26 protein-coding genes are annotated in these 24,573 nt (G+C 69.9%); 15 read left to right on the top strand and 11 right to left on the bottom strand.

Annotated elements, in window-relative coordinates:
- Positions 1–26 precede the first annotated feature (26 nt).
- Both D8896_RS11195 and D8896_RS11200 read right to left on the bottom strand, forming a co-directional pair.
- Complete coding sequence (locus tag D8896_RS11195; RefSeq protein WP_121822188.1) at positions 27–794, bottom strand: endonuclease V; 768 nt, start codon at positions 792–794, stop codon at positions 27–29.
- Entirely contained in the window at positions 794–1,744 is a 951-nt protein-coding gene (locus D8896_RS11200; RefSeq protein WP_121822189.1) for a rhomboid family intramembrane serine protease, read from the bottom strand. The genes D8896_RS11195 and D8896_RS11200 overlap by 1 nt, the downstream gene beginning before the upstream one ends.
- 135 nt (positions 1,745–1,879) lie before the next feature.
- Here D8896_RS11200 and D8896_RS11205 point away from each other — a divergent pair, with 135 nt between their 5' ends.
- Genes D8896_RS11205 through D8896_RS11215 form a run of 3 tightly spaced genes read left to right on the top strand, consistent with a single transcriptional unit; the run spans position 1,880 to position 4,508 of the window.
- Positions 1,880–2,320, top strand: coding sequence for a DUF5788 family protein (locus D8896_RS11205; RefSeq protein WP_121822190.1), 441 nt, complete (start codon positions 1,880–1,882; stop codon positions 2,318–2,320).
- A complete protein-coding gene (gene polX / locus D8896_RS11210; protein WP_121822191.1) occupies positions 2,317–4,059 on the top strand; it encodes a DNA polymerase/3'-5' exonuclease PolX in 1,743 nt (580 codons plus the stop codon). Before D8896_RS11205 ends, polX begins: the two co-directional genes overlap by 4 nt.
- Positions 4,059–4,508 carry a Mut7-C RNAse domain-containing protein gene (locus tag D8896_RS11215; protein ID WP_121822192.1) on the top strand — a complete coding sequence of 150 codons (450 nt, stop codon included), beginning with the start codon at positions 4,059–4,061 and terminating at the stop codon, positions 4,506–4,508. Before polX ends, D8896_RS11215 begins: the two co-directional genes overlap by 1 nt.
- Here D8896_RS11215 and D8896_RS11220 read toward each other — a convergent pair.
- A complete protein-coding gene (locus D8896_RS11220) occupies positions 4,505–5,467 on the bottom strand; it encodes a DUF7139 domain-containing protein (protein WP_121822193.1) in 963 nt (320 codons plus the stop codon). The two genes, D8896_RS11215 and D8896_RS11220, sit on opposite strands and share 4 nt — an antisense overlap.
- Before the next feature lie 132 nt (positions 5,468–5,599).
- On the opposite strand from D8896_RS11220, the gene D8896_RS11225 reads away from it, so the two are divergent.
- From D8896_RS11225 to D8896_RS11235, 3 genes are all read left to right on the top strand, one after another.
- Positions 5,600–5,893, top strand: a complete 294-nt coding sequence (locus D8896_RS11225; protein ID WP_121822194.1) for a DUF5789 family protein — start codon at positions 5,600–5,602, stop codon at positions 5,891–5,893.
- 91 nt (positions 5,894–5,984) lie between these two features.
- Positions 5,985–6,572 carry a CPBP family intramembrane glutamic endopeptidase gene (locus D8896_RS11230; RefSeq protein WP_121822373.1) on the top strand — a complete coding sequence of 196 codons (588 nt, stop codon included), beginning with the start codon at positions 5,985–5,987 and terminating at the stop codon, positions 6,570–6,572.
- A 55-nt stretch (positions 6,573–6,627) separates the two neighbouring features.
- Positions 6,628–7,065 (top strand): DUF302 domain-containing protein, encoded by a 438-nt coding sequence (locus D8896_RS11235; protein ID WP_121822195.1) that lies wholly within the window; start codon positions 6,628–6,630, stop codon positions 7,063–7,065.
- A gap of 7 nt (positions 7,066–7,072) precedes the next feature.
- Here the strand turns inward: D8896_RS11235 and D8896_RS11240 are convergent, their stop codons facing one another.
- From D8896_RS11240 to D8896_RS11250, 3 genes are all read right to left on the bottom strand, one after another.
- Complete coding sequence (locus D8896_RS11240; RefSeq protein ID WP_121822196.1) at positions 7,073–8,620, bottom strand: FAD-dependent oxidoreductase; 1,548 nt, start codon at positions 8,618–8,620, stop codon at positions 7,073–7,075.
- Between the two features lie 66 nt (positions 8,621–8,686).
- The gene (gene nreA, locus D8896_RS11245; RefSeq protein ID WP_121822197.1) at positions 8,687–9,943 is read right to left on the bottom strand and encodes a DNA repair protein NreA; all 1,257 of its coding nucleotides are present in this window, start codon (positions 9,941–9,943) and stop codon (positions 8,687–8,689) included.
- A gap of 229 nt (positions 9,944–10,172) precedes the next feature.
- Positions 10,173–11,135: a transcription initiation factor IIB gene (locus D8896_RS11250; protein WP_121817701.1), complete on the bottom strand. Its 963-nt coding sequence runs from the start codon at positions 11,133–11,135 to the stop codon at positions 10,173–10,175.
- Between the two features lie 173 nt (positions 11,136–11,308).
- On the opposite strand from D8896_RS11250, the gene rnhA reads away from it, so the two are divergent.
- Both rnhA and D8896_RS11260 read left to right on the top strand, forming a co-directional pair.
- Complete coding sequence (gene rnhA, locus D8896_RS11255) at positions 11,309–11,902, top strand: ribonuclease HI (protein ID WP_121822198.1); 594 nt, start codon at positions 11,309–11,311, stop codon at positions 11,900–11,902.
- The gene (locus D8896_RS11260) at positions 11,895–12,449 is read left to right on the top strand and encodes a DUF7108 family protein (RefSeq protein ID WP_121822199.1); all 555 of its coding nucleotides are present in this window, start codon (positions 11,895–11,897) and stop codon (positions 12,447–12,449) included. The genes rnhA and D8896_RS11260 overlap by 8 nt, the downstream gene beginning before the upstream one ends.
- Here the strand turns inward: D8896_RS11260 and D8896_RS11265 are convergent.
- Positions 12,446–12,805, bottom strand: coding sequence for a PadR family transcriptional regulator (locus D8896_RS11265; RefSeq protein ID WP_121822200.1), 360 nt, complete (start codon positions 12,803–12,805; stop codon positions 12,446–12,448). The genes D8896_RS11260 and D8896_RS11265 overlap by 4 nt on opposite strands.
- Before the next feature lie 209 nt (positions 12,806–13,014).
- Between D8896_RS11265 and D8896_RS11270 the strand changes: the two genes are divergently transcribed.
- Entirely contained in the window at positions 13,015–13,545 is a 531-nt protein-coding gene (locus D8896_RS11270; RefSeq protein WP_121822201.1) for an inorganic diphosphatase, read from the top strand.
- Positions 13,546–13,565: 20 nt separating this feature from the next.
- Here the strand turns inward: D8896_RS11270 and D8896_RS11275 are convergent, their stop codons facing one another.
- Complete coding sequence (locus D8896_RS11275; protein WP_121822202.1) at positions 13,566–13,775, bottom strand: YgaP family membrane protein; 210 nt, start codon at positions 13,773–13,775, stop codon at positions 13,566–13,568.
- Positions 13,776–13,889: 114 nt separating this feature from the next.
- On the opposite strand from D8896_RS11275, the gene D8896_RS19405 reads away from it, so the two are divergent.
- Complete coding sequence (locus D8896_RS19405; protein WP_162991530.1) at positions 13,890–14,051, top strand: hypothetical protein; 162 nt, start codon at positions 13,890–13,892, stop codon at positions 14,049–14,051.
- A 3-nt stretch (positions 14,052–14,054) separates the two neighbouring features.
- Here the strand turns inward: D8896_RS19405 and D8896_RS11280 are convergent, their stop codons facing one another.
- Positions 14,055–15,767, bottom strand: coding sequence for a sensor histidine kinase (locus D8896_RS11280; protein ID WP_121822203.1), 1,713 nt, complete (start codon positions 15,765–15,767; stop codon positions 14,055–14,057).
- 161 nt (positions 15,768–15,928) lie between these two features.
- Here D8896_RS11280 and D8896_RS11285 point away from each other — a divergent pair, with 161 nt between their 5' ends.
- The gene (locus D8896_RS11285; protein WP_121822204.1) at positions 15,929–17,272 is read left to right on the top strand and encodes an alkaline phosphatase family protein; all 1,344 of its coding nucleotides are present in this window, start codon (positions 15,929–15,931) and stop codon (positions 17,270–17,272) included.
- Positions 17,273–17,278: 6 nt separating this feature from the next.
- Here the strand turns inward: D8896_RS11285 and D8896_RS11290 are convergent, their stop codons facing one another.
- A complete protein-coding gene (locus D8896_RS11290) occupies positions 17,279–18,685 on the bottom strand; it encodes an HD domain-containing protein (RefSeq protein WP_121822205.1) in 1,407 nt (468 codons plus the stop codon).
- 104 nt (positions 18,686–18,789) lie between these two features.
- Entirely contained in the window at positions 18,790–19,866 is a 1,077-nt protein-coding gene (locus D8896_RS11295) for a tubulin/FtsZ family protein (RefSeq protein ID WP_121822206.1), read from the bottom strand.
- 105 nt (positions 19,867–19,971) lie between these two features.
- Between D8896_RS11295 and D8896_RS11300 the strand changes: the two genes are divergently transcribed.
- Genes D8896_RS11300 through D8896_RS11315 form a run of 4 tightly spaced genes read left to right on the top strand, consistent with a single transcriptional unit; the run spans position 19,972 to position 24,552 of the window.
- Positions 19,972–20,487 (top strand): DUF7310 family coiled-coil domain-containing protein, encoded by a 516-nt coding sequence (locus D8896_RS11300; protein ID WP_121822207.1) that lies wholly within the window; start codon positions 19,972–19,974, stop codon positions 20,485–20,487.
- A complete protein-coding gene (locus tag D8896_RS11305) occupies positions 20,484–20,945 on the top strand; it encodes a DUF7311 family protein (protein WP_121822208.1) in 462 nt (153 codons plus the stop codon). The genes D8896_RS11300 and D8896_RS11305 overlap by 4 nt, the downstream gene beginning before the upstream one ends.
- Positions 20,946–20,971: 26 nt before the next feature.
- Entirely contained in the window at positions 20,972–22,861 is a 1,890-nt protein-coding gene (locus tag D8896_RS11310) for a type II/IV secretion system ATPase subunit (RefSeq protein WP_121822209.1), read from the top strand.
- Positions 22,855–24,552 (top strand): type II secretion system protein, encoded by a 1,698-nt coding sequence (locus D8896_RS11315; RefSeq protein WP_121822210.1) that lies wholly within the window; start codon positions 22,855–22,857, stop codon positions 24,550–24,552. Before D8896_RS11310 ends, D8896_RS11315 begins: the two co-directional genes overlap by 7 nt.
- The last annotated feature ends 21 nt before the right edge of the window (positions 24,553–24,573 follow it).

Below are 24,573 nucleotides of genomic sequence, written 5' to 3' on the forward strand. Positions count from 1 at the left end.
GCGCATTCGACGGGGGTCGTCGGTCGTCAGCGCACCTGCGATTTGACCTCGTCGGCGTAGGCGTCGGCGAGCCGCGTCGGTTCGGGGAGCTTGTACTCCCCGCCGAGTCCGAGGGTCAGATCGGCCGCCGTCTCGGCGTCGACGCGGTGGCCGGGGCTGACGTACAGCGGGTTGATCGAGGTCGACCCCGAATCGTACTGCCGGGACTGGACGGCGTAGCCGATCACCGTGCCGTCCGGGGCGTCCACGTCGCCGTCGGCCTCGACGGCGACGCGCGCGCCCTCCGGGAGCCCGTCGACCGAGGACCGCGGCCGGCCACAGAGCAGGCTCTTGGCGACGCCGACGCTGGGCAGGTCGAGACAGACGCCGATGTGCGTCGCCAGCCCGGCCTGCCGGAAGTGGATCCGGCCGCTCCCGTCGAACAGCGCGAGGTCGGGCGTCGCGTCCAGTTCCTCGAAGGCGGCGAGGATCGACCGACCCTCGCGGAACGACAGCAGGCCGGGGATGTAGGGTATCTCCAGCGGCGTGACGGCGTGGGTGCGCTCGATGACCTCGCCGTCCCGCATCGCGACGACGGCGCTCACCGCGCGCTCGTCGAGAAACGCCTGGTCGACGCCGACGACCGTCGGCGGCTCCGCGCCGGGTGTCGCCAGCGGCCCCTCGGTGACGGTCGCGGGATCGAAGGGGAGGCCGTTCTTGAACGCGGCGTCGGCGGCGATGTCGCGCTGGAGCGACTCCATCTCCGCGCGGGAGAGCGCGGCGTCGGGGACGTACTCCGGGCGGACCGGCTCCATCAGAACGGGCCGCGACCGCGGCCGGGACCGCCGGGGCCGCCCGGCCCACCGCCGCCGCCGAAGCGCATCCGGTTGGGCGTGCTGACGCCCTTGTTCTTGACGTGCTGGCCGTAGGTCAGCCCGACCGCGAGCCCGACGAGGTGGGCGGCGTTCGCCACGTTCGCGCCGGCCAGGCTCGGCCCGATGATGCCGAGCACGCTGATCACCGCGTAGAAGCCCGTGATGACCCAGATGGGCACGGGGACGAGGAAGTACAGCAGGACGCGCATGTCGGGGTTGAGCACCGTCAGCACGCCCATGATCGCCAGCCCCGCGCCGCTTGCCCCGACGACGCCGCCGCCGACCCCGACGCCCTGGAACAGCTGGAGCAGGATCTGGGCCAGTCCGGCGGCCATCCCGCTGCCCAGGAACAGCAGCGTGAAGTTCCGCGACCCGACGTAGCGCTCGACGTGCTGGCCGAAGAAGTAGACGACGATGCTGTTGACGGCGATGTGGCCGAAGCCGCCGTGGGCGAACACCGACGTGACCCACGTCCAGACGTACTCGGGGTGCTGGGGCGTCAGTACGAAGATGCTGCGGTAGAGCTCGAACTCCGGGGTCCCGGCGAAGTTGACTGCCGGACCGAGGACCGTCTGTGCGATCAGCTGGAGCGCGAACGTGATCCACATCAGCCCGAGGAAGACGAACGTCATGTTCCCCCGGAAGTAGCCCAGCGGGCCGCCGACGCCGGTGTTCAGACCGATGCGGTCAGTGAGACCGCCCGAACTCCCCTCGTCGCGGACGCTGTCGTCGAAGCCGCTGTCGAACACGCCGTCCGGGTCCCCCCAGTCCTCCAGCCCCGGACAGCCGTGATTCTCCGGCAGACGGTGCTCGGCGCAGTACGTGCCACCGCAGTGCCGGCAGTTGTACGGCATGTTCTCGTCCTTGCCACACTGGTCGCACGTCGCCATTGCCACGTCCTTCGGGTGGCCCCCCAATGGGGCTTTTGGTCGGCGAGGTGGCCGGGACGGCTCCGGTCCCCGGCAGTCACAGGACCGAACGGTCGCGTCGGGACGCTTTTGCCGGTCGCGGTCCGATAGTTTGCCGTGCAAGAGTACGAGCGAAAACAGCTCCTCGCGAAGATCGAGCGCGAGGGGGCGACCGTGGGCGCGGCGATCCCCGACCGCATCACGGTCCAGGGCGAGGAGATCGACCTGCAGGAGTTCGTCTTCGAGATCAAGCGACGGGACACGGTACCGCCGGGGGAGCGAGAGCGCGTCGAACAGGCGAAGAAGAACCTCCGCCGCGAGCGCCTCCAGCGCAAGCAGACCCTCGAAGCCGGCGAGGTGAGCTACGAGGAGGGCGAGGAACTCGTCCGGGCGATAATCGGCATCGAGCGCGCACTGAACGCCCTGGAGAGCCTCTCACCGACCGACATCGAGCGCGAGGAGGAGGTCCAGGAGATGACCGACCGCAAGCGCTGGATGAACTTCCTGCAGAAGGCGCTCGGCAAGAAGGACGCCTCCACCGGGGGACCGGGGCTATGAACGACGAGGTCGCCGACCGGTTCGAGGAGATGGCGGACCTGCTCGCGGCGAAAGGGGTCGACTACAAACCCCGCGCCTACCGCCGCGCCGCCGAGAACATCCGGGAGTTCCCGCGCCCGATCGACGAACGTGCGATACAGGGGCCGGACGCGGTCGAGGTGATCGACGGCGTCGGCGAGGCGCTCGCCGAGAAGGTCGTCGAGTACGTCGAGACCGGCGAGATAGCGGAACTGGAGGCGCTTCGCGACGAACTCCCGGTCGAGATGGACGCGCTGACGCGGGTCGAGGGGGTCGGCCCGAAGACGGTTGGGGACCTGTACGAGGCGCTCGGGATCCGGACCCTCGACGACCTCGAACGGGCCGCTCGCGAGGGGGAAATCCGCGAGGTCAAGGGGTTCGGGGAGAAGACGGAGGCGAACATCCTCGACAACGTCGACTTCGCCCGGCAGGCGACCGAGCGCCAGCGGATCGGGGAGGCCAGACCGCTCGCCGACGAGGTGCTCGACCTGCTCGACGGGGTCGGACCGGTCCAGAGGGCCGAGGTCGCAGGCTCGCTCCGCCGCTGGCGCGAGACGATCGGGGACGTGGACGTGCTGGCCGCGAGCGACGACGCCGGGGCGGTCGTCGACGCCTTCACCGACTGGGAGCGCGCCGACGAGACCATCGAAGCCGGAACGATCAAGGCCAGCGTCCGCGCCGACGGCGTCAGGGTCGACCTCCGCGTTGTCACCCCCGCCGAGTTCGGCAGCGCGCTCCAGTACTTCACGGGGAGCAAGGACCACAACGTCCGCCTGCGGAACTACGCGATCGACCGCGACATGAAGCTGAACGAGTACGGCGCGTTCGACGTGAGCGAGCTAGACGGGAAGGGGGACGACCAGCGCGCCGGCGAGCGCGTCGCCGGCGAAACCGAGACGGGGATGTACGGGGCGCTCGACCTCCCGTGGATCCCGCCGGAACTCCGCGAGGACACCGGGGAGATCGCGGCCGCGGAAGCGGGCGACCTCCCCGATCTCGTCGCGGTCGACGACGTCCGCGGCGACCTCCACACCCACACGATCTGGTCCGACGGGACCACCTCGATCGAGCCGATGGTCGAGGCCGCGGCCGAGCGCGGCTACGACTACCACTGCGTCACCGACCACGCGACCGGCCCGGGGATGGTCGGCGGCGTCGGGCTCACCGACGAGGAACTCCGGGACCAGATCGACGCGGTCCGCGAGGTGGCCGCGGAGGCTCCGATCGACGTGTTCGCCGGCGTCGAGGCGAACGTCGACGCTGAGGGCAGGATCAGCGTCGCGGACGACGTGCTGGCCGACCTCGACATCGTCGTCGCCTCGCCACACAGCGCGCTCGACCAGCCCGAGGACGCGGCGACCGAGCGGCTGGTCGCCGCCGTCGAGCATCCCGAGGTCGACGTGCTGGGCCACCCGAGCGGCCGGAAGATCAACCGCCGGAGCGGCCTCGACTTCGACGCGACGGTCGTCGCCGAGGCGGCGGCCGCCGCGGGCACCGCGCTCGAAGTGAACGCGAACCCGGCTCGTCTCGACCTGCGGGACGACGCCGTCAGGACCGCCGTCGAGGCCGGCGCTCCGGTCGCGGTGAACACGGACGCTCACAGCCCTGCCGAGTTCGACCTGATCCGCTACGGCGTCCACACCGCCCGGCGCGGCTGGGCGGAGGCCGCCGACGTGGTCAACACCCGCGACGCCGACGGCCTCCGTGACTTTCTGGGCTAATGCGGCTCCTCCTCGACGCGATGTGTGGCGGCGTCCGGTCCCACCTCCGGATGTGTGGCTACGACGCCGCGTACGCGCTCGACCGCGGGGTCGAGGACGATGACGCCCTCCTGCGGATCGCCAGCGACGAGGACCGGACGCTGGTCACTCGCGATAGGAGCCTCGCCGGTCGCGCCGACGACGCGATCTCGCTCGGTTCGACCGACACCGACGAACAGCTACGGGCACTCGCCGCCGGACTGGACCTCTCGCTCGACGACGACCCATCGCGCTGTGGCGCGTGCAACGGGGCGCTCGAACCGACCGAGGTCGGGACCCCCGACTACGCGCCGGACCCGTCCGAGGAGTCGGTCTGGCGGTGCCGGGACTGCGGGCAGTGCTTCTGGACGGGCAGTCACTGGGACCGCGTCGCGGAGACGCTGGCGGCGGTCGAGGAATCGAGCGGCTAGTTGTTCGGCTCCCACTGGTCGCAGGCTTCCATGTCGTCCATGCGCTCGCCGTGGTAGCCACAGTAGGGCTGCATCCCGCGACCCGTCCGGACGTACTCGAAGTGCTCGCAGTTGCCGCAGTACGTGTCCGTCAGTTCCGTCGGCGACGGCCCGTCGTCCATCACTTCGCCGTCGTCCTGTCGACCGTCCAGCGGCGACGTGATGTCGCTGGCCGCCGAGCCGCCGTCGCTCGCCGGGCCGGGCGTTCCGCCCGATCCTCCGGTCGCCGGCTCGGCGACGGACCCGGACGCTCCGCCGGACGCCGTGGTCTCCCCGCGGCTGGACCCGGCGGATCTGCCCGTCTGGGTCGACCCCTTGTCGGGACGGTTCGTCTGCGTCTCCACCTCGCCGTCCGGCGTCTCGCCGAAGGTGCCGATGCTGCCGAACCCCTCGCCCAGTTCGGAGCGGTCGACCTCGATAACCTTCGTCTCGCCCTGTTTCGTCACCTCCATCCGGACGGTGCCGCCGGGGTCGTTGCGCCGCTTGAACGTAGCGATCCCGGCGAACAGGCAGCCGATGAGCGTGATCACGCCGAGGAAGTACACCGCGGTCACGACGAACGTCAGGTCGCGCCCGTACCCGGCCCAGTGGTCGGGGTACGCGTACCAGAACAGCGCGACGCCGAGCGCCGTGACGCTCGCGCCGATGGCCGCCGCCGCCCGGATCCGCGTCTCGGCGGGGAGCACGGTGAACACCCCGAGGACGACCGTCGGGAACCCGACGCCGCCGAGCACCCCGGCGACGAGCCGGCTCCCGAACCGGTCGACGCCCGCGGCGGCGAGCACGCCCGTCGTGGCGACCACCATGCCGACGACGGCCAGCGCCGCACCGACGAGGAACAGCCCCGTCCCGAGATACAGGCGGCGAACGCTCTGTACCTCCCCGACGTGCCCCTCGTACACCTCTTCGAGACTCGTCATGTCACCCCTTTGCGGGGCCTCACACAAAACACTACGTCAGACATCGGGCGGTCGGCGGCGAGGACCGCGGCCGCCGGCGGCAGGTCGCTCGCAAGCGAAAGGACTAATCGCGGCGCTTCCGAACGCCCGGGTATGGCTGACGACGACGAGGAAACCGAGGAAGCGCCCGCCGTCGAACTCGGCGAGGGCGAGTCCGTCGAGGGCGCGCCGATTGCCCGCGTCGCCTCGCGGCTGACCTGGCCGAAGGAGCGCAGCGAGATCGAACGCCAGGAGGGCGACGCGGTCATCCGGACGCCGGACGGCCCGACGACGCTCGCCGACGTGCTCCCCGAGACGGACACGACGTACTTCGACCGCCGGCAGGAGTTCGTCGACGAGGTCGAGGCCGTCGTCGGGACCGGCCCCGTCGCAACCGCAGACGAGTGACGTGAACGTCGACGCCGTCCGCCGCTACGCGGTCGACCTCTCCTGGGTGCAGAAGTCGCTGCTTTTCGGGGCGCTCGTCACCGCGGTCTGGATGTACGGCGTCGAACCGGGCCTCGACAACCGCGTGGTGTTCGACACGCTCGTGTTCATCGTCGGGCCGCTCGCGCTCGGCCTCTCCCACGGTCGGCGGATCGGCTGGCGCGTCGACCGGACCGCCCTCCGCAACACCGTTTTGCTCGCCGCCTTCGTCCTCCCCTTCTACCTCGTCGGGTCGTCGCTCCCGACGATCCGGGCGTTCTATCCGATCTGGGAGACCAGTACAGCGCCCGGGGAGTTCGTCCCGCACGCGATAAAGCTGTTCACGCTTGCTGTAGCTGCGGAGACCTACTATCGCGGCCTACTCTGTGTCGGCGTCAGCGAGATCGGGTTCAAGAGCGTGTTCATCAGCCCGGTGGTCTACGCCCTGCATCACTTCCACAAGCCGCCGATCGAGTTCGTCCTCTCGGGCCCGACGGACGTGCTGTTCGGCGCGGTCGACTACAAGAGCAACTCCATCCTCCCCTCCGTGGTCGCCCACGGCGCGGGCCTCGTCCTGCTGGACTGGCTCGTCCTCCACCCGCCGCTGTTGCCGCCGGAGACGGTCGTCCGGTGGCTCCGCTGGATCCCGCTTCCGCTGTGACCCGCGTCCGTTGTTCGCCGGTGAGATTTAGAGGTCGGCGTTACAACGTTCGGCCATGAGCCTGCCCATCGACCCGGCCGAGATCGACCCCGAGGAGTACGGCGAGGAGCAGACGACGCTGGAGATGGACCACGAGGCGGCCGTCGAACACGTCCGCGAGACGTTCACCGACGCCGGTTTCGGCATTCCGGTGGAGTTCTCGCCCTCGGAACTGCTCAACGAGAAGGTCGACGCCGACCGCGACCCCTACTACGTCCTCGGCGCGTGCAACCCCGAGATGGCCGACCGCGCGCTGGACGAGACGCCACGGATCGGCGGCCTGTTCCCCTGCAACGTGATCGTCTGGGAGGAAGAGCCGGGCGTCCAGCAGGTGTACCACGTCAGCATCATGCGGATCGCCCGCCTGCTTGGGATGGCTCCCGACAACGAGGCGTGGGCCGACATCGTCGCCGACACCGGCGAACTCGTCGACGAGGCGTTCGGAAACCTCTAACTCGCGGTTATTTCTCTTCGCCATCGGGGCGGGATAGGTCCTCGTTCGCCGGGCCGTCCAGCACCTCTCCCTCGTAGGTGAACCGGGACCCGTGACACGGGCAGTCCCAGGACTTTTCGCCGTCGTTCCACTCCAGCAGGCAGCCCATGTGCGGACAGACGGCCGACACGCGGTGGTCCTCGCCGTCGGCGTCGCGGTACGTCCCGACCACCCGGCCGCCGTCGCGCGACACCGTCGCGTCCCCGGGCGACAGCGTGACGACCCCCGTCAGCGGTTTTGTCGCCCAGTCCCCGACGAACTCACGGGCCACCTTTGCGTTCTCGGAGATGACCTCCCGCGCCGACGCCGCGGGGTCGAACCGCATCGGGTCGAACACCTCGGCCCAGGGGCTCTCGCCCTCGACGATCAGGTCCGAGAGGAGCATCCCGGCGACCGTCCCGCCGGTCATCCCCCAGCCGCCGAAGCCGGTGGCGATGTAGAGGTGCTCCGTTCCGGGGCCGAGACGCCCGACGAACGGCACGCGGTCCGCGGTGCGGTAGTCCTGGGTCGACCAGCGGTACGCGATCCCGTCGATGTCGAACCGCTTGCGGGCCTCGCTGGCGAGTTCGCGGTAGCGGTCCGCAGTGCTGCCGCCCTGACCGGTCTTGTGGTTCTGCCCGCCGACGAACACGAACTCCCCGTCGTCGCCGGCATGGGTCCGGACCGAGAAGTACGGTTCCTCGTCGCGGTAGTACATCCCCTCCGGCGGGGTCCCGTTCAGGCGGGCCGCCAGCACGTACGACCGCTTCGGGTACTGGCGGGCGAAGTACCCTGCCCTGTCGAACGCGGGGAAGTGCGTGGCGACCACCACGTCGTCCGCGCGGACCGTACCGCGCTCCGTCTCGACGCGGCACGGATCGCCGTCCGACACGTCCGTGACGCGGGTGTGTTCAAACACGTCGCTCCCGTCGCCCGGCAGGTCCTCCACGAGTTCGAGCAGGTACTTCCGCGGGTGAAACTGCGCCTGGTCATCGAAGCGGACCGCGCACTCGACGTCGTACGGCAGCGGCGTCGCCTCGACGAACTCGGCCGGGAGGCCGGCGCGTCTCGCCGCCACCGCCTCCCTGCGAACGTCCCGGCGCTTCCCGTCGTCGGCAACGTACGTGTACGCCGGCCGCCGCTGGAAGTCACAGTCGATGGTCCTGTTCTCGACGCGAGTCGCGATCTCCTCGATCGCCGCCTCGTTCGCCTCGGCGTACAGTCGGGCCGTTTTGGTGTCGAATGCGGTGCGCAGGTGGTCGTAGATCAGCCCGTGCTGGGAGGTGACCTTCGCCGTCGTGTGGCCGGTGACGGCCTCGACGACGCGGTCGGCTTCGAGCAGCGCGACCGACTGCCCGGCCTCCTGTAGCTGCGTCGCCGTCGTGATGCCGGCGATGCCGCCACCGACGACGGCGACATCCGCCCGCAGGTCGCCATCGAGCGGGTCGAACTCGGTCGCCGGCGTCGTGTCGAGCCAGCGGGATCGCGGCGCTCCCGGGAGTGATTCGACCGTCGCGGCGTCCTCGTTCGTGTCCATGGAAGTCCCGGAGACGACTGGCGCGCCTCCCACGGTGGTCGACGCCGACGCGGAAAAGCGTCGACCTCAGAAGTCCGACAGCGTCGCCTGCAACCCCGCCACCATCTCCGATTTGCGGCGGAGCGCGCCGAGCGAGACGGGTAGTTGCTCGGCGACGGCGGACACTGCCGCGTGGAACGTCTCGGCCTCGCCGCGCTCGCCGTCGAACGCGTTGCGGATGCTCTCGCGGATCTGCCAGACGCCCACCGGTGCCCAGTAGTCGTCGGACACCTCGCGGAGCACGAGACATTTCGCCTGGCGGCCGATCGACTCCAGGTGTTCGAGGACGCCGAGCCGCGAGGCGTAGTACGCGCCGGCGGTCTCGTCCACGTAGCCGGTCCGACCCTCGAACCCCTCCGCGGCGCTGGCCATCCACACGTCGCCCTCGGGGTCGGGGTTCCAGATGCTGCCCGGCGCTTTCATCTCGACGAGTTCGAACTCCCACTGCCCCGGCGCGAGGACGACCCAGTAGCGGTTCCCCATGTACTCGTTCTCCCAGACCTGTGGCGTGTCGATGCTCGGCGCGTTGCGGATCCGTCCCCGGAGGTACTGGCCGACGGTGTCGTCGACGGCGGTGATGGACCAGCGCGTCGGGACGAGCCGCCGGTTCTCCCCGCGGCCGAGCGCGCCGGCCGAGAGGATCGTGTTGATCTCGTACACGTCGAACCCGCGGCGGTAGAGGTAGGTCATCGCGCCCTGTGCCTGCCAGTCGTCGTCCTCCAGCGTCTTTTCGACGGCGCGGGGGACGTGGGGGTTCTCGGTGAGATCGACCGACTCGGCGCTGGCGTTCGGCCCGGTCGGCGTGGCCACGCCCTCGCCTACGTCGAAGTCGATCTCCGGGCGGTCGTCCAGCCCGATCTCCACGTCGACCGGGCGGTCCGCGATGGCGACCTCGCGCTGGGTGCCGACGAAGCCGTCCCACACGTCGTTTACGTCGACGCTGGAGCGGCGGCGGGAGTTGAGCAGGTTGGTGCGCCGCTGGAACACGTCGTCGATGCCGTAGCGCTGGCTGTACCAGTCCGCGTCGGTGACGAACTCCTCGGCCTCGGTCTCGTGGCCGACCGGGGAGAGCAGGCCGGTCGAGACGCTCGGGTAGTTCGATCGACCGACGAAGATGGAGGGCGCGGTGCTCCCGAACAGCGCGTCGCCCTGCACCGTCTCCTCGAACCGGGACTCGAACCCCTCCAGATAGTCCGTGATCTCGTAGGACTTCTCCTCGGCGAGCCGACGCCTCCGGGCGTCCTCGTCGGGTTCGAGGTCCTCGATGAACTCGTCGAGCCGCATTCGTCGGCGGTAGGGGAGCCGCGGCTATGAACCTTGCGAGCAGGCGGCGCTGTCGGAGCACGGGGCGGACACGCCGCACAATCGCGAACCGCCCCGCGGTAGCGGTCAGGTCACAGCGGCCCTGGCCGCGCTATCACACCTAAAGGCTCGGACCGGCCAAGCGGGAACGCGAGCTGGAATTCGCGTCGGCAGTCGCTCGGGAACTGAAGAAACCGTGAGGGAAGGGGCGTTAGCTGTGGATGCCCATCGCTTCGATCTGCTCCTGATACCGGTTGCGGATGGTGACTTCGGTCACCTGCGCCACGTCGGCGACCTCGCGCTGGGTCTTCTTCTCGTTACACAGCAGCGACGCGGCGTAGATCGCGGCGGCGGCGTAGCCGGTCGGGGACTTGCCCGACAGCAGTCCCTCCTCGGCGGTCGTCTCGATGATCTCGTTTGCCTTGGTCTGGACTTCCTCGCTGAGTTCGAGTTCGGAACAGAACCGGGGAACGTACTTCTTGGGGTCGACGGGTTTCATCTCCAGGCCGAGTTCCTGGGAGATGTAACGATACGTGCGGCCGATCTCCTTTCGCTCGACGCGGGATACCTCGGAGATCTCCTCCAGGCTTCGGGGGATGCCCTCCTTTCGGCAGGCGGCGTAGAGGGCGCTGGTGGCGACGCCCTCGATGGAGCGTCCACGGATCAGGTCCTCCTTGAGCGCGCGCCGGTAGATGACGCTTGCGACCTCCCGGACCGAGCGCGGCACACCGAGGGCGCTCGCCATCCGGTCGATCTCGCTCAGGGCGAACTGCAGGTTCCGCTCGCCGGCGTCCTTCGTTCGAATGCGCTCCTGCCACTTTCGCAGCCGGTGCATCTGGCTGCGTTTCTTCGAGGAGATAGAGCGTCCGTAGGCGTCCTTGTCCTTCCAGTCGATGGTCGTCGTCAGTCCCTTGTCGTGCATCGTCTGGGTCGTCGGCGCGCCGACGCGGGACTTCTCCTGTCGCTCCTGGTGGTTGAACGCCCGCCACTCCGGACCCGGATCGATCTTCTCCTCCTCGACGACGAGGCCGCAGTCCTCGCAGACGAGTTCTCCCCTGTCGGAGCTCTTGACGAGGTTCTCGGACTCGCATTCGGGGCATTCCCGTACCCCCTCTTGCTCCTCGGACTCCTCCGTCTCAAGCTCGCGCTCCCGCTGGCGGGTGGACCGTGTCATCGCACTTTTATAGTAGTAAGACCAATCAACTTAAACCCTCGGTAAGAATCTTATGGTCGTCGCGAGGTCAGAAACGTGAGCGCGGCGGCGATCGCACGACGACAGGGTGTTCCCGGGGCGATCCGCCGGCCGGACCGCAACGGTTAAATTCGAGATCGCTTCACCTACGCTCAATGCCGGTCATCGAGTGTGACGTGGCGGCCGCGCGGGAAAAACTGCTCGACGCGGGTGCCGACGTCGAGGCGGGAAACACCGATCACGAGCGCTGGCGGGCCTCTCGCGGCGATGCGACGGCGGTCGCGTACGACGAGAAGGTCGTCGTGCAGGGGTCTGAGCCGAGCGACATCGAGGCGGTGCTGCGCGAGGGCGGCGGTCGCGCGCACCTGTACTCGGACGGTGCGAGCCGCGGGAACCCCGGACCGGCCGCGGTGGGGTGGGTCATCGTCACGAGCGACGGTATCGTCGCGGAGGGGAGCGAGCGGATCGGCGAGACGACGAACAACCGCGCGGAGTACGAGGGACTGATCCGCGCGCTGGAGGCGGCCCGGGACTACGGGTACGACGTAGTCGACGTGCGTATCGACGCCGAACTCGTCGTCAAGCAGGTCCGCGGCGAGTGGGACACGAACGACCCCGACCTCCGCGAGCGCCGGGTGACCGTCCGGGAACTGCTTGCCGGCTTCGACGACTGGTCGCTCCAGCACGTTCCGCGGGAGGTAAACGAGCGGGCCGACGAACTGGCCAACGAGGCGCTCGACGATGCCTGACCTCCCCGACGACGTGGCCGAGGCGGCCGAACGGCTGACGCGACTCGCACGCGAGGCGGTCGACGAGAGCGAAGCGGACGCGTACCGCCGCGACCGCGACCGACGACTCGCCGACCACGGGTTCCGCGCCCGGGTCCGCGAGGAGGACGCCCGCGACGTACTCGTGCTTCACCCCGACGAGTGGGTCGAGGACGGCACCATCCGCCCCGACAGGGTCGAGGACACCGACCGCGCCGAGGAGATACCGCTGGACGGCCCCGGTGACCCGGACGACTGGGAATCGGTCGAGGAACACAACGCCGACCTCGTCGCGCGCGTCCGCGAGGACCACGGCGACGTCCACGCCGAGAACGTCCGCGCGTTCGCGGACTTCATGAGCAACCACTACGCGCGGCCGCTCGACTCGGCGACGGGCGACGAGATACGGGAGTTCCTCCACGAGTACTACCCGCGAAACGCCTGGCCGAGTGACGAACAGCGGGCCGTCGTGGAGCGGTCGCTCCGCTACGCGTTCGACGCCGCGGAAAAACGGGTGCCCGGTTTCTAAAGCTGGTCGTCGACGAGGTCGCGGACCGTCTCCGCGCGCTCGTCGTCGGTGACGACCTTCGACAGCGTCCAGCCGAGCTGGTCGAGGACGGCCTCGTGGCCGTCGTCGGTCAGCTCGTACTGGTTGGTTCGCTTGTCGAGTTCGCTCTTCTCGACGAGCCCCATCTCGACGAGTTCGTCGAGGTTGGGGTACAGCCGCCCGTGGTTCACTTCGTCGCCGTAGTACGCCTCCAGCTCGCGTTTGATCGCGAGACCGTACCGTGACTCCTCTGCGAGTATCACGAGGATGTTCTGCTGGAACGCGGTCAGGTCGCGAACGATGCCCGGATCGCCGGAAACTGTTTGTGCCTCTGACATGGTTTGGTTAATGTCACACAGCTATTTAACACTTCTTGACTGGTAACGCGTTTAGATCCGCCGGAGCGGTTGCTGCGGCGGGGTCAGACGCGTTCTTCGTCGCTGGAAGTTCGGGGACGCGTGCCCGGATCGGTCCCACGAACGGTCCGTTCGGAGGGTTGTAGCGAGGTCGAAAGTACTTTTTGGTCGCCCAACGGATTCGCGGTCGCATGACGAACCTCTGGGAAGATCTGGAGACCGGACCGAACCCGCCGGAAGAGATCTACGCCGTCGTGGAGTGTCTCAAGGGCGAGCGCAACAAGTACGAGTACGACAAGGACGTGCCGGGCGTCGTCCTCGACCGCGTTCTCCACAGCAACGTCCACTACCCCTCCGACTACGGGTTCATCCCGCAGTCGTACTACGACGACGAGGACCCCTTCGACGTGCTCGTGCTCGTCGAGGACCAGACGTTCCCCGGCTGTGTCATCGAGGCCCGCCCCGTCGCCCTGATGAAGATGGACGACGACGGCGAGCAGGACGACAAGGTCATCGCCGTCCCCACCGAGGACCCCCGCTACGACCACATCGAGGACATAGAGGACATCCCCCAGCAGCAACTCGACGAGATAGACGAGTTCTTCGCGACGTACAAGAACCTGGAGGAAGGCAAGGAAGTCGAAACGCAGGGCTGGGAGGACAAGGCCGCCGCGAAGGAGGCCATCGAGCACGCGATGGACCTCTACGAAGAGAACTTCTAGACGCGCCGCAGTCCCGCCGTTTACTCCGTCGTATCCAGGCCGAGCAGTTCGTTCACCAGACAGCGACAGGCGAGGCCCGACGCCAGCAGCCCGACGCCGACCAGCGCCGTGGCCGCGCCGACCAGTGGCCGCTGTAACGCGAGCGCGACGACCGCGCCGACGAAGACGAACACCGATCCGAAGCCGATGCGAGCGACCCGATCCGTGCCGCCGACGTTCCGGTCGAGCATGGGACGCGGTTCGGACTCGGCCGACAAAATACGTTCGAGTTATTCGCCGGCGACTGCCGATGTATTATAATCATGGGTAATCTTTTGAGGGTGGGCGCGCAACGAACTGATGCAATGGCCACCACGAGCGACCCCGACCCGACGGTCGGACCGGGCGACGAGTGCCGGACGGACGAGACGGTCGGCATGAACCACACGACCGTCGTCCCCCGGAACTTCGACCGCGAGACGACGGACTGCCCCCGCTGTGGCCGCCCGCTCGCGGACCACCGGTAGCGCCTACGGTTCGGCGCGTGGCGTCGGTCCCTCGTCGCCTCCTTCGGGCGTCGCAACCGCGTGTATCTCGACTTTTGCGCCGCCAGCCTCGCTCTCAGTCATGTCGACCCCCCAGCCGTGGGCGTCGGCGATCCGCTCGACGATCGCGAGTCCGAACCCCGTCCCGTCCGTCGCGGTCGTGTGACCGCTCTCGAACACGCGGTCGCGTTCGTCCTCCGGGATCCCGGGCCCGTCGTCAGCCACGTAGAACCCCGCCTCCCCGGCCAGCGTCCCGACGGTCACCGTCACTGGACCGTCTGTTCCCCCGTGTTCCACGGCGTTCCGGAACAGGTTCTCCAGCAGCCGGGTGAGCCGGTCCCGGTCGGCGCTGACCGTCGCGTCGTCGACGACCCGGAGCGTGCCGTCCCCGCTGTCGACGTGCCCCCACGCGCGTTCGGCGACTCCCCGAAGGCCGACCGCCGTCAGTTCGGTGACCTCGTCGCCTTCGCGGGCGAGTGCCAGCACGTCCTCGACGATGGCTTCCATCCTGTCCAGCGCCTCGTCGACGCTGTCGAGATGCGACAGGTCGCCGGTTTCGCGGGCCAGGTCGACGTGGCCGTCGGCGACGTTCAGGGGGTTCCGGAGGTCGTGGCTCACGATGTCGGCGAACTCGTCGAGCTGGTCGTTTCGCCGCCGCAGTTCCGCCTCGCGTCGCTCGCGCTCGGTCACGTCCCGAACGAGAACCAGCCACCCGACGCGCCGGCCACGGCCGTCCTCGATGGCGCTCGCCTCGACGACGTAGTGCCGGCCGCCGAACTCGAACTCGTCGGTCCGGTCCTCGCCGCGTTCGACGGCGGTCCGGTACAGGTCGAGGAACTCCGGCATCCCGGTCAGCAACTCGCCCGCCTCCCGCCCGACGATGTCGGGGCCGGTGCCGGTCCGTTCGGCGAGCGTCCGGCCGGCCGGGTTCACGTCCACGACACGGTCGTCCAGGTCGACGACGTACACCGCGTCATCGATGGTGTCCAGAACGTGCTCCCGACCGATCGGCGTGAGGTCGATCAGTTCGTACCGCGTTATCGCGACGGTAAACAGGACGTTCGTGACCAGAAACCCGATCGGCGTGCTGTCGAAGCGAACGAGGTCGAGCAGGCTCGGCAGGTTGGCGAAGACGGGGGCCAGCACCGCGCCGGTCAACACCAGGATCTGGCTCCGGTAGAGGTCCTGTGACCGGAACACCATCTCGAACACGAACGCGGCGACGAACAGCGTGATGCCGTAGGAGTAGAACGCGTGGACCCAGAAGGCGGCTCCCCACTCCACGGCGACGCCGGTGGGCATCGACGGTGCGGGCGTGATCGACGCGAAGAACACGTCCCCGGGGTTCACGAACGCGAGCAGGGACACCAGCAGGGGATGGATCGAGAGCAGCGCGACGGTCCTGCGGGTGACGAGATGCTCCCGCCCGGTGTATTCGAGCGCGAACAGGGCTATCGTGGCGACGGTGAGCCCGACGCCGACGTAGAGCAGTCTGTTGAGAAACACGGACACGGCGTAGCTGTCCGACAGCGTCGCGAGGAGGAGCACCCCGGACCACAGTGCGCTGCCCACGATGCTCCCCAGAAGCGGCAACGCGCCGCGATTGTCACGGTGTCGCCACACGACGTAGCCCATAGCGACGGTCGTTATCGTCGCGACGGCGTACGCCGTCCCGACCGACGCCACCCCGACCACCATGGCCGATCATTTGTTCCCATCCCGATAAAAAACCCCGGTGGTACCGTGGGATGGCCGGAGGCGGCCCCGCACCCTCCCGCCGCCGTGTGACGGATGGCGTCCGCCGGCGGGCCTCGCCCCTGAAAAGAAGGTTCTTATGCCCGTGCATTGGTACAACTGGTATGGGCCTCTTCGACAGGATCCGGGGCGACGACGACCCCCGTGTCGCCTTCTTCGGTATCGACGGCGTGCCGTACAGCATGCTCTCCGACCACTTCGACGAGTTCGAGAACCTCGCCGCACTCGCCGACGAGGGGAGCGCCGGCCCCATCGACAGCATCGTGCCGCCGGAGTCCAGCGCCTGTTGGCCGAGCCTCACGACCGGACAGAACCCGGGAGAAACCGGCGTGTACGGCTTTCAGGACCGAGAGGTCGGCTCCTACGACACGTACGTCCCGATGGGTCGGGACGTGCAGGCCGACCGCGTCTGGGACCGCGTGCAGTCGGCGGGCCGCGACGCGACCGTGATGAACGTCCCGGTCACGTTCCCGCCCCAGCGTAACGTCCAGCGGATGGTCTCGGGCTTTCTCTCGCCCGGCATCGACAAGGCCGCTTACCCGGAGGACCTCGCGGAGTACCTCCAGGGTATCGACTACAAGATCGACGCCAACGCCAAGCTCGGGCACAAGGACGACAAATCCGACTTCATCGAGAACGCCCACGCGACGCTCGACGCGCGGTTCGAGGCGTTCAAACACTACATCCAGGAGGACGACTGGGACCTCTTTTTCGGCGTCTTCATGACGACCGACCGGGTGAACCACTTCCTGTACAAGCATTACGAGCGCGACGGCGAGTACAAGGAGGAGTTCCTCGAGTTCTACCGCAAGCTCGACGACTACCTCGGCCAGCTCCGCGAGATGCTCGCCGACGACGTGACGATGCTGGTCGCCAGCGACCACGGCTTCACGAGTCTCGACTACGAGGTCCACTTCAACGAGTGGCTCGAACAGGAGGGGTGGCTGGAGTACGCCGCCGACGACCACGAGGAACTCGGCGACATCGCCGACGACACGAAGGCGTACTCGCTCATCCCCGGTCGCTTCTACATCAACCTCGAAGGCCGCGAGCCGCGCGGGAGCGTCCCCGAGGCGGAGTACGAGGAAGTCCGGGCGGAGCTGAAGGAGAAGCTCGAATCGCTCGAGGGCCCGGACGGCAACCCCGTCGCCGACCGCGTCGTCGAGAAGGAGGAGGCGTTCCGCGGCGACCACGACGACATCGCGCCCGACCTCACCGTGATCCCCAACTACGGCTTCGACCTGAAGGCCGGCTTCAAGGGCCACGACGCGGTGTTCGACACCGGGCCGCGCAACGGGATGCACAGCTTCGACAACGCGACGCTGTTCGTCGACGACCCCGACGCCACCATCAGCGAGGTCGACCTGTTCGACCTCACGCCGACGATCCTGGACCTGATGGACGTCGACTACGACCGCGGCGAGTTCGACGGCGCGAGCATCGTTTGACGCCGCCTAGCGCGGCTCGGCCGCCTGCGCCCGGGCGAACTCCGCGTTGAGGTGGTCGATCGCCGCCCACCGGTCCCCGTCGGGCACGAACACGAACGGGATCGCGTTCTCGAAGGCCCTGTCCCCGTACAGTCCCGTCTCCGCGACCGACCGGGTCGAGTCACGGTGGGCGATCGGGATGTCCATCAGTTCGCCAGGCTCGTACTCGGGCACGTACGACCGCTCGATCCACACCTCGTGTTCCGGCCTGTCGAGCGTCGCGGCGAGGTCGGCTTCGAGCGCGTCGGCGTTGCGGAGCAGCCACTCGGAGAACGCCGCCATGTCGTCGGTGACGTCGACCGACTCGTCGTAGCCGACGCCGTGTTTCCAGCACGACTCCGGGAACCGCCGGGCGCGAAAGCGGTCGTGGAGGTCGGCGAGGACGGAGTCGGGATGCTCGCGGGCGGCCGCCCGGATCCGCTCCATCGCGTAGTAGTCGTCGACGTACCCCTCCAGCACCTTGTCGGCCGTGATGGGGCGCTCGTCCGCAAGCTCGACGAACTCGTCCAGCAGTTCCCGGAGCAGGACGTTCGCGTACACCGCCTTGTGGTGCTGGGTGACCCACATGTACAGCGCCACCCGGCCTTCGAGGTAGTTGCCGACGGTCGACAGCGCCTTGTCCCGAAGCGCCAGCCCGGCGTCCGGCACGGCGGTGTAGGCGTCTATCATGCGCTCGGTGTCGATGCTCAACACCTCCGCGCCGGTCATCCGGCTGTCGCGGATGATGTAGTCCAGTCGGTCCACGTCGATCGGCGAGTGGAGCACCTCGGCCGCGACGCCGAAGTGGCGGTCGCCCTCGCGCTCGTAGCTCAGACTGTAGCCGAGAATGTAGCTACAGACCTCGTACGGATCGACGCCGAGAGCACGGAGGGCGTCGGCGTACTTCGTCAGGACGACGACGCAACTGAGCAGTTCATGCGGGCTGGCGCGGCGAAACGGACCGTCGGGCTCCCCGACTTCGATGCCGGCGTCCTCGAACGCGCCGACCAGGCCGGCGTCGGCGAGCCGCTCGCGGAGTCCGGCGGCGTCGAGGTGGTGCTCGCCGAGATGCGACAGCGGCGGATGGCCGATGTCGTGCAGCAGCGCCGCGCACGTGAGCGTGTCCTCGACGGCGTCGAGGTGATCCTCGGACGCGCCGCGAGCGAACCGGCGCTGCGACCGGAGGCTCCGGAAGACGCGCTTTGCCAGCGCGAACACGCCCAGCGCGTGCTCGAACCGGGTGTGGTTCGCGCCCGGATACACCAGATACGTCGCCGACAGCTGGCGGACGTGGCGCTGCCGCTGGAACGACGGCGTGTCGACGATGCGTTCGACTATCGGTTCGGCGACCTCGACGTACCCGTGTACCGGGTCCTTGAACTGTTTGCTCGACATCGGACACCTCCGGCCGGCACGTCGGACGGGAGAGCGATCGCACGGTCCGCGACCGACCGGCTATTTCCCGTGTCTCAGCCGGCCCGGAGGCTTGAACCTTCCGCTCAGAACAGGTCGTCTATCTCGTCGTTCTTGAACTGCTCGGCGGGGTCGCCGTCGTCGGGCTGTTGCTTCTGTGCCTCGCGGGCGCGCTCCATGAACTCCTCGATGCGCTGGCCGCGCTCGACGCCGCCCAGCAGGACCAGCGCGGCGAGATGGTCGCTCTCGAGCGGGAAGTCGCCGCCGCGGACCTGCATACTGCCGGTCTCCTCCTCGACCCAGGCGCGGGCGCGTTCGACGCCCTTGCGTGGGATGCGGTCCGAGTCGCCGGCGATAACGAGCAGCGCGGACTCGGCCGTCACCGCGTCCGGGAGGCTCGTCCCCGTCAGCAGCGCCTTGCGCGTGACGCTCGTGACGGTGTTGACGTTCTCCGCGCTGTCCTCGTCCGCCTTCGCGTTCGCGTAGCCGAGCGCGGCGATGCCGCCCTCGCGGAGCGTGTTGATGACCTCGCTGGAGTCGACGACGCTCTCGGCGACCCCGTCGACGGCCTCGCCGGAGGCGAGCAGGAGGCCGACGCGCTGTGCGATCGCCTCGTTGATCGCGTCGAACGCCTGCTCGACGCTGTCGCCCGCGCTGTGCCAGGCGTCGTTGTCGACAAGCAGGGTCGCGTCGGCCTCGCGGACGAGCGTCTTCAGCGATCGCCCGGCGTTGGCCTGGTACATCGCCCCCTCGCCGCGCCCGGGGAGGACGCCGAGCGCGTAGATGGGGACGCTGTACACGCGACTCAGTTCCTTTGCGAGCACGGGCGCGCCGCCGCTGCCGGTGCCGCCGCCGAGGCCGGCAACGACGAAGATGGCGTCTGCCTCGGCGGTGATGCGGCCGTCGATGCTGTCCATCACCTCGGTCGCGTCGGCCTGCATCACCTCCGCGCCCAGTTCGTTGTCGCCGCCGACGCCGTGGCCTTTCACGCGGTCCTGTCCGACGAGCACGGTGTCAAGATCCAGCGACTGGAGGTCCGTCTTCGCGGAGTTGACCGCGACCGCGCCGCGAACCGCATCGAAGCCCATGCGTTCGTCGAACTCGACCAGCGCCTGGGTGACCTTCCCCCCGGCCTGGCCGATACCTATCAGGACGACTTTCATGCGCCTGCGTTTGTAGGGTCGATAGTTGAACGTTCCGCCGTGGACCCGGCTGGCGAACCGTCCGGATGCCGGGGTTTATCCGGGATCGGGCGGCCAGGCGGGCCCATGGACGACATCGAGAAGCGACTCGCCGCCGTCGAACGGGCGCTGACGGAGGCCGACGCCGACCTCCCCTCGCTCGCGGACGACGCCGAACTGACGCGCCGCATGGACGAACTCGAACGCGAACTCGACGCGATAGACGAACGGATCGAGGAGCTAGACGCCGCACTGCAGGCGGTTCGGGGGTACGTCGGCAGCGTCCGCTCGGTCAACGAGGACGTGGAGGCCCGCGCGAACGCGGCCGTGGCCGGCGTCGAATCGCTCGAGGACCGCGTCGACACCCTCGAGGCTGGACACGACGGGCAGACCACCGGCGGGTCCGGATGGACCGACGAACCGTCCGCCCCGTCTGCCGGGGCGACCGAGTCCGATAGGGCGCGCCCGGACGGGACCGTACCCGACTCGACAACTACCACGAACGACGCGACTGCGGCCGCAAGCGAGGCGACCGCATCCACCGACAGCGCGACCGACACAGACGACACGGGCGTCGTCGCCCGCCTCCGCGACGCGCTGTGATCGTCCGCGTCGTCATCGCGGTCCTGCTCGCCGGGGCGCTGGTCGCGGTTTCGCTCCCCCTGGTCGACGACGGCCGGGGGCGCGCGACCGACCGACAGGTCCGCGGCGAGATAACCCGGGTCGAGCGCGCCGCGGCGGACCTGCTCGCGACCGAGGAGACGGTGGCGGACCGCTCGCGTGCGCCGCGGCGGACCGTCACGGTGTCGCTCCCGGAGCGAAGCTGGCACCGTGCGGGGGTCGAGCAACTGACCGTCCGACCGCCCCCGGACGGCGCGTCGACGGGACGGATACGGTACGCGGTCGCCGGGCGGCCGGAAGCGGTCGCGACGCTCGACGTGCCGCTCCGGCCGGCGGACGATTCTCTCGAACTCCGGGGGAGCGGCGAGTACCGGCTCCGACTGCGGCTGGTCCGGGTCGACGGCGACCGGACCGTCGTCGTCGACCGTCCGGGGGTTTAGGTAGGAGGCCGCGGCGACCCCGGCGCATGCGAGGTATCTTCGACCGCTTCCGGGCGGACGACGAGCGCCCCTGCGGCTGTCGGCCGTCGTTCGAGGACGACCGGCTGGTCGTCGACGCCGACGGCTGTCCCGGCGACGGGCGGCTCGCGGACGAGCCCGACTGCCGCGAAACCGTCGTGACCGCGCTGACCGACCGGGACGCCGAAACAGTCCTCACGCGAAACCGGGGCGTCGAACGGACGTACGAGGACGAGGCCGCGGCGCTGCTGGTCGCTGCCGGGCGGTTCGCCGAGCGCGTCGCGTTCCGCGACGGGACGCTCGCCGAGCAGGTGCGGCCGGACCCCCTCCGAACTGCCCGCGACGCCGGCGCGCGGGCCAGCCCCGTGAGTGACATCGCGGCTGAAACCGGCCTGCTCGAACTGGCCGAATCCGTCGACGGGTACGAGGACGCGCTCCGCCCGGCGGTCGGCGTCGCGATCGCCGGCTCCCGCGTCCGGTCCCGACCGCCCTCGGACGCGCGGCTCGACGACGTGTCCGACCTCGACACCGGCTCGACCGCCCGGATCTACGCGCGGCCGGCCGACGCCCTCCGAACGTACCACCTCGTGCCCGTCGAGGAGGACCTCTCCCCCGACGCGACGGGGACGCTGGTCGACGCACACGAGGCGCTGGCGACCGGGGCAGTCGAGGGCGGCGACCGCGCGCCGGGGCGCGCGGTCAGGCGCGTCGCGGAAGAGGACGACCCCGTCCGGCGGCTCACTGACGTGCTCCGGAAGCACGCCCGTGGCTTCGGAGTCTTGGAGGACTGTTTCGCGGACCCGCGCGTCTCCGACGTGTACGCGACCGCACCGGTGACGGCGAACCCGCTCCGCGTCGTGGTCGACGGCGAGACGATGCGGACGAACGTCCGGCTCACCGAGGACGGCGTCGCGGCGCTTGCCTCCCGGTTCCGGCGAACGAGCGGTCGCGGGTTCTCCCGGGCCGAGCCGACGCTGGACGCGGCGGCGGAGACGGCGACGGGTGGCCGGATCCGCGTCGCCGGCGTCACCGACCCCGTCAGCGACGGCGTCGCCTTCGCGTTCCGTGCGGGGGGCGAGGACGCGTTCACGCTGCCGGCGCTGGTGGCAAACGGGACGCTCCCGGCGGACGCCGCCGGGTTGCTCTCGCTGGCCGTCGAGCGCGGCGCGTCGGTGCTCGTCGCCGGCGCTCGCGGGGCCGGGAAGACGACGACGCTCGGCGCGCTCCTCTGGGAGTACCCGGCCCAGACCCGGATCGTCGCCATCGAGGACACGCCCGAACTCCCGACGGCCGCGCTCTGCTCTGCCGGACGCGACGTGCAGCCAGTCCGGACGACGCTGGACGACGGACCGGGGATCACGCCGACCGAGGCGCTCCGGACTGCGCTGCGCCTGGGCGAGGGCGGTCTCGTCCTCGGGGAGGTCCGCGGCGAGGAGGCGCAGGTGCTGTACGAGGCGATGCGGGTCGGCGCGAACGGGAGCGCCGTGCTCGGGACGATCCACGGCGACGGCGGCGAGAGCGTCCGGGAGCGCGTCGTCTCGGACCTGAGCGTCCCCGAATCGGCCTTCGCGACGACGGACCTGGTGGTCACGCTCGACGCGTACGAGCGGGATGGCGACCGGGCGCGCCGCGTCAGTGCGATCGAGGAGGTCGTCGACCGGGACGGCGGCGCGGGGTTCGACGCGCTGTACGCGCTCGACGGCGATGACCCGGCCCGGACCGGCCGGATCGACCGCGGCGAGAGTCATCTGGTCGCGGAACTCGCCGACGCGGGCGAGACGTACGCCGACGTTCGCGACCGGCTCGCAACCCGAACCGAGTTGCTCGCTGGACTCGCCGCGGACGAACGGACGCGTCCGGAAGACGTGACGCGAGCGTACGCGGTGGAGAAATGCTGACGGGGCTGTGCCGCGCGCTCGCTCGCCTGTCGCCCGCCGACCCGTCCCCGAGCGAGGAACTCCGGCGCTCGCTCGGCTTTCTCGACGCGGACGTGTCGGCCGAAACCGTCGTCGACGCGGGCTACGGCGCGGCGTTGGTCGTCGCAGCGGTCGGCGTCGTCGCCGCGGCGTTCGTCCCGGAATCCCTGTTTCCGGCGGTCGCGGTCTGCACGCTCGCGTTCGCCCTCGGAACCGCCCACGCGGTCCACCGCGGGCCGGTCGTCGCGGCCGCGGCGCGACGGACGGCGGCGCTCGGCGATGCCCCGGGGATCGTCGGCCGGGCCGTGTTGCGGATGCGGATCACGCCCGCCGCGGAGACTGCGACGGCCTTCGCCGCGCGGACCGGCCGCGGGCCGCTGGCGCGGAGCCTCCGCGACCACGTCCGCGCCGCCGAGGGGACGCCGAGAACGGGACTGGCCGGCTTCGCCGACGAGTGGGACGAGTGGTTCCCCGCGCTGGCGCGGTCGACCCACCTGCTGCTGGCGGCCGCGGCCGCCCCGGCTGGCGAGCGGTCACGGACGCTGGACCGCGCGCTGACGGCTGTCCTCGACGGGACGCGCGACCGGATGGCCGCGTTCGCCAGCGACGTGCGTGCGCCGGCCACCGCGCTGTACGCGTTCGGCGTCCTCCTCCCGCTCTCGCTGGTCGCCGCGGTGCCCGCCGCGAGCGTCGCTGGGCTGCCGGTCACCCTCCCGCTGTTCGCGTTCGTGTACGACTGCCTGCTGCCGGTCGGGCTCCTCGGCGTCAGCGGCTGGCTGCTGCTCCGCCGGCCGGTCGCGTTCCCGCCGCCGGTCGTCTCGCGGTCGCATCCGGACGTTCCCACCCGTCGGTGGCCGCCGCTTGCCGCCGGCGGCGGGGCCGGCGTGCTCACGGCGGTTGCGAGCGTCGCGCTGCTACCCGGCTGGACTGCCCCCGTCGCTGGGGTCGGCGTTGGCGTCGGGGTCACACTCGTCGCGTGGTACCAGCCGATCGTCGCCGTGAGGGAGCACGTCCGGGCCGTCGAGGCCGGACTGGTCGACGCGCTCTACCTCGTCGGGCGACGCGTCGCGGAGGGCGCGGCCGCCGAGTCGGCGGTTGCCCGGGCGAGCGAGGAGGTCGGCGGCGAGATGGGCGACGTGCTCGCCGGCGCGACCCGCCGCCAGCGACAGTTAGGCGTCGGCGTTCGAGAGTCGTTCCTCGGTGAGTACGGCGCGCTGGCTGACGTGCCGAGCCCCCGCGTCCGGAGCGCCGCCGCGTTGCTCGCGCTGGCCGCGAGCGAAGGGAAGCCCGCAGGGAGCGCGGTCGTCGCCACCGCGGACCACGTCGAGGAGCTGCGGACGGTCGAGCGGGAGGCACGGCACGACCTCTCGCGTGTCACCGGGACGCTCGGCCACACTGCCGCCCTCTTCGGCCCGCTCGTCGCGGGCGTCACCGTGGCGCTCGCCGGGGGAATCGGCGGCACGGAGTTCGGCGAGCCGGCGCTCCCGCCGGCAGGCCTCGGGGTCGCCGTCGGCGCGTACGTGCTCCTGCTCGCCGCGATCCTCTCGGCGCTCGGGGCGGGACTCGAAGCCGGGCTCGACCGGCCGCTGGTCGGCTACCGCGTCGGACTGGCGCTCTGTGCCGCGACGCCGACGTTCCTCGGCGCGTTCGCCGTCGCCCGGCTGCTGGTCTGAAGGTTTAAGTCCGGAAACGCG

Source organism: Halostella salina, assembly GCF_003675855.1.
GTDB classification, from domain to species: Archaea; Halobacteriota; Halobacteria; order Halobacteriales; family Natronoarchaeaceae; genus Halostella; species Halostella salina.

Excerpts from the sequence above, each read along its gene's own strand:
- D8896_RS11195 (WP_121822188.1), bottom strand. The coding sequence starts at position 794 with ATGGAGCCGGTCCGCCCGGAGTACGTCCCCGACGCCGCGCTCTCCCGC.
- D8896_RS11200 (WP_121822189.1), bottom strand. The coding sequence starts at position 1,744 with ATGGCGACGTGCGACCAGTGTGGCAAGGACGAGAACATGCCGTACAAC.
- polX (WP_121822191.1), top strand. The coding sequence starts at position 2,317 with ATGAACGACGAGGTCGCCGACCGGTTCGAGGAGATGGCGGACCTGCTC.
- D8896_RS11215 (WP_121822192.1), top strand. The coding sequence starts at position 4,059 with ATGCGGCTCCTCCTCGACGCGATGTGTGGCGGCGTCCGGTCCCACCTC.
- D8896_RS11220 (WP_121822193.1), bottom strand. The coding sequence starts at position 5,467 with ATGACGAGTCTCGAAGAGGTGTACGAGGGGCACGTCGGGGAGGTACAG.
- D8896_RS11225 (WP_121822194.1), top strand. The coding sequence starts at position 5,600 with ATGGCTGACGACGACGAGGAAACCGAGGAAGCGCCCGCCGTCGAACTC.
- D8896_RS11230 (WP_121822373.1), top strand. The coding sequence starts at position 5,985 with ATGTACGGCGTCGAACCGGGCCTCGACAACCGCGTGGTGTTCGACACG.
- D8896_RS11235 (WP_121822195.1), top strand. The coding sequence starts at position 6,628 with ATGAGCCTGCCCATCGACCCGGCCGAGATCGACCCCGAGGAGTACGGC.
- D8896_RS11240 (WP_121822196.1), bottom strand. The coding sequence starts at position 8,620 with ATGGACACGAACGAGGACGCCGCGACGGTCGAATCACTCCCGGGAGCG.
- nreA (WP_121822197.1), bottom strand. The coding sequence starts at position 9,943 with ATGCGGCTCGACGAGTTCATCGAGGACCTCGAACCCGACGAGGACGCC.
- D8896_RS11250 (WP_121817701.1), bottom strand. The coding sequence starts at position 11,135 with ATGACACGGTCCACCCGCCAGCGGGAGCGCGAGCTTGAGACGGAGGAG.
- rnhA (WP_121822198.1), top strand. The coding sequence starts at position 11,309 with ATGCCGGTCATCGAGTGTGACGTGGCGGCCGCGCGGGAAAAACTGCTC.
- D8896_RS11260 (WP_121822199.1), top strand. The coding sequence starts at position 11,895 with ATGCCTGACCTCCCCGACGACGTGGCCGAGGCGGCCGAACGGCTGACG.
- D8896_RS11265 (WP_121822200.1), bottom strand. The coding sequence starts at position 12,805 with ATGTCAGAGGCACAAACAGTTTCCGGCGATCCGGGCATCGTTCGCGAC.
- D8896_RS11270 (WP_121822201.1), top strand. The coding sequence starts at position 13,015 with ATGACGAACCTCTGGGAAGATCTGGAGACCGGACCGAACCCGCCGGAA.
- D8896_RS11275 (WP_121822202.1), bottom strand. The coding sequence starts at position 13,775 with ATGCTCGACCGGAACGTCGGCGGCACGGATCGGGTCGCTCGCATCGGC.
- D8896_RS19405 (WP_162991530.1), top strand. The coding sequence starts at position 13,890 with ATGGCCACCACGAGCGACCCCGACCCGACGGTCGGACCGGGCGACGAG.
- D8896_RS11280 (WP_121822203.1), bottom strand. The coding sequence starts at position 15,767 with ATGGTGGTCGGGGTGGCGTCGGTCGGGACGGCGTACGCCGTCGCGACG.
- D8896_RS11285 (WP_121822204.1), top strand. The coding sequence starts at position 15,929 with ATGGGCCTCTTCGACAGGATCCGGGGCGACGACGACCCCCGTGTCGCC.
- D8896_RS11290 (WP_121822205.1), bottom strand. The coding sequence starts at position 18,685 with ATGTCGAGCAAACAGTTCAAGGACCCGGTACACGGGTACGTCGAGGTC.
- D8896_RS11295 (WP_121822206.1), bottom strand. The coding sequence starts at position 19,866 with ATGAAAGTCGTCCTGATAGGTATCGGCCAGGCCGGGGGGAAGGTCACC.
- D8896_RS11300 (WP_121822207.1), top strand. The coding sequence starts at position 19,972 with ATGGACGACATCGAGAAGCGACTCGCCGCCGTCGAACGGGCGCTGACG.
- D8896_RS11310 (WP_121822209.1), top strand. The coding sequence starts at position 20,972 with ATGCGAGGTATCTTCGACCGCTTCCGGGCGGACGACGAGCGCCCCTGC.
- D8896_RS11315 (WP_121822210.1), top strand. The coding sequence starts at position 22,855 with ATGCTGACGGGGCTGTGCCGCGCGCTCGCTCGCCTGTCGCCCGCCGAC.